Genomic DNA, 2,908 nt, shown 5'->3' on the forward strand with positions numbered 1-2,908 from the left:
CGGGCCCGGCCGTGCGGCGGGCGCGGTCGCACGGCCACGTGCCGCACCAGGCCGTCGGGCCGTCCCTGCTGCCCGAGTTCGAGCTGCCGTACGAGCTCCGGCTGAGCCCGCACCTGGACGGCGCCCGGGAGCGCGTGATCGAGTGGGCCGGGCGGATGGGGCTGCTGGCGGCGGAGCCGGGCGTCCCCGCGTCCGGCATCTGGGACGCCGAGTCGATGCGCGACTACGACCTCCCGCTCTGCGCGGCCGGCCTCCACCCGGACGCCACCGCCGACCAACTCGACATCGCCTCCGCCTGGTTGGCCTGGGGCACCTGGGCCGACGACTACTACCCCCGGGCCTTCGGACGCACCCGCGACCTGGGCGGCGCCAAGGCCGCCAACGCGCGGCTGTCCCTGTTCATGCCGGTGGACGGCACCCCGGCGCCGGAGCCCGTCAACGCGCTGGAGCGCGGCCTCGCCGACATCTGGGAGCGCACCGCCGGCCCGATGGCCGTCGAGGCCAGGGGCCGGTTCCGGGTGGCCGTCGAGGTGATGCTGGACAGCTGGATCTGGGAGCTGGCCAACCAGATCCAGAACCGGATCCCGGACCCGGTGGACTACCTGGAGATGCGCCGCTCGACCTTCGGCTCCGAGCTCACCACGAGCCTCTCCCGCCTCGGCCACGGGCAGACCGTGCCGCAGGAGGTGTACGACCACGGCTCGATGCGCGCGCTGGAGAACTCCGCGATGGACTACGCGTGCATGATGAACGACCTCTTCTCGTACCAGAAGGAGGTCGAGTACGAGGGCGAGCTGCACAACGCCGTCCTGGTGGTGCAGAACTTCTTCGGCTGCGACTACCCGTCCGGGGTCCGGATCGTCGACGACCTGATGCACTCGCGGCTGGGCCAGTTCCAGCACGTCGCGCAGAAGGAACTCCCGGTCATGTACGAGGACTTCGGGCTGGAGCAGGCGGCCAGGGAACTGCTCGACGGGTACGTGGGGGAGCTGGAGAACTGGCTCGCGGGCATCCTCAACTGGCACGGGGGCTGCCTCCGGTACGGCACGGCCGACCTGGAGCGGCACTTCGGCGCCGAACGTGACCTGGTGGAGGCCTCGCAGGCCCGTCGGGCGGCCACGGCGGCGGCCGCCGAGGCTCCGGCGGCGAGCACCGCCCCGGTGGTTCCGATCGTGCCGGTGCCCCCGGCGCCCCCGGTGCCGCTCGGCCCGACCGGCCTGGGCACGGCCTCGCTGCGCCTGTCGGCGGGCGGCTGACCTCGGAGGTCCGCACCCGCGCGGGTTCCAGCCCGCGCGGGTGCGGCGCGTCGTGGCTAGGCTGACGAACCGGGGGCCGGCGTACGCCCTCCCGGCGCGCGCTTCGCCACACACGAGGGCAGAGAGATGACTGCGCTACCTGAGGGCACACCCTGTTGGGCCGACGCGATGTTCACCGACCTGGAGGGCGCCAAGGCCTTCTACGGCGACGTGCTGGGCTGGACCTTCGGCGAGAGCTCGTCGGAGTTCGGCAACTACACCCAGGCGTACTCGGACGGCAAGGCGGTCGCCGCGGTCGTGCCGCCGATGCCCGGCGCGGAGGCCCAGTCCGCCTGGTGCCTGTACCTGGCCTCGCCGGACGCCGGCGCCACCGCGGCGCGGATCCGCGCCAACGGCGGCGAGGTGGTCATGGGGCCGATGCAGGTCGGCGACTTCGGCACGCTGGTGATCGCCAGGGACCCGGGCGGCGTGGTGTTCGGCGTCTGGCAGGCCGGGCGGCACGAGGGCTTCGAGAAGCAGGGCGAGCCCGGCGCGTACAGCTGGGCCGAGGTGGTGACCCGCGAGCCCGCGAAGGCGGACGCCTTCTTCCCGGCGGTCTTCCCGTACGGCGTGCAGAAGATGGCGGGCGGGGACTTCGACTACCGGATGTTCCAGGTCGGCGGCCGGCCGGTGCTGGGCCGGATGGGAGCGGAGGGCGACTTCCTGCCGCCCGAGGCCCCCTCGTACATCAGCGTCTACTTCGCGGTGGACGACACCGACGCCGCGATCGGGCGGCTGACGGCGCGCGGCGGCACGGTGTACTTCGGGCCGATGGACAGCCCGTTCGGCCGGTTCGCGGCGGTCGGCGACCCGCAGGGCGCGGCCTTCGGGTTGATCGACCTCGACCGGCGGGTAGGGGAGCAGCCGGAGACGGAGGACGTCTGATGCGTCCGACGGGACGACGAGCGACAGGGGTGGCCGATGGGTGAGCGCGAGGAACTCGTCGAGACGCTGGACAAGCACCGCGGACTGCTGCGGCACACCGTACGGGACCTCACCGACGCGCAGGCGGCCGAGCGCACCACCGTCAGCGAGCTGAGCCTCGGCGGCCTGATCAAGCACGTGGCGGGGGTCGAGGCGCGCTGGGCGCGGTTCATCACCGGCGGTGCGGAGGCGATGCGGAGCGGGGACGCGGGCGCCGCCGACCCGGACGCCTGGGCGGCCCAGTTCCGGATGGCGGAGGGCGACACCCTGGCCGGGCTGCTCGCCGAGTACGAGCGGACGGCGCGCGGGACGGACGAGCTGGTCCGGAGCCTGCCCGACCTCGACGCCGCCCACGACCTGCCGCCCGCGCCCTGGTTCCCGCCGGGCACGGCCTGGTCGGCCCGGCGGGTGCTGCTGCACCTGATCGCCGAGACCGCGCAGCACGCCGGGCACGCGGACATCATCCGGGAGGCGCTGGACGGGGCGAAGTCGATGGGCTGAGCGGGAGCGGCGCCGTTGAGCGGGAGCGGCGCCGGGGCGGCCCTCAGGGCAGCTCCACGCCGAGGAGTTCGCGCAGCGCCCGGCCGCCGTCCGGGGTGACCCGGAGGGCCCGGCCGGAGCCGATCCGCTCCACCCAGGCGCGGTCCAGGGCGGCCCGGCAGAGGGCCGCGCCCAGCGCCCCGCCGAGG

At 74.4% G+C, this 2,908-nt stretch carries 2 protein-coding genes and 1 pseudogene; all 3 read left to right on the forward strand.

What is annotated here, in order from left to right:
- Nucleotides 1–1,256, forward strand: a pseudogene (locus AE652_RS38840) (germacradienol/geosmin synthase); the annotation flags it as partial.
- A 126-nt stretch (nucleotides 1,257–1,382) separates the two neighbouring features.
- Nucleotides 1,383–2,180, forward strand: coding sequence for a VOC family protein (locus AE652_RS38845; RefSeq protein ID WP_049660189.1), 798 nt, complete (start codon nucleotides 1,383–1,385; stop codon nucleotides 2,178–2,180).
- Nucleotides 2,181–2,216: 36 nt separating this feature from the next.
- Entirely contained in the window at nucleotides 2,217–2,720 is a 504-nt protein-coding gene (locus tag AE652_RS38850; protein WP_049660190.1) for a DinB family protein, read from the forward strand.
- The last annotated feature ends 188 nt before the right edge of the window (nucleotides 2,721–2,908 follow it).

The sequence above is a fragment of the Kitasatospora sp. MY 5-36 genome, assembly GCF_001182915.1.
Taxonomy (GTDB): domain Bacteria; phylum Actinomycetota; class Actinomycetes; order Streptomycetales; family Streptomycetaceae; genus Kitasatospora.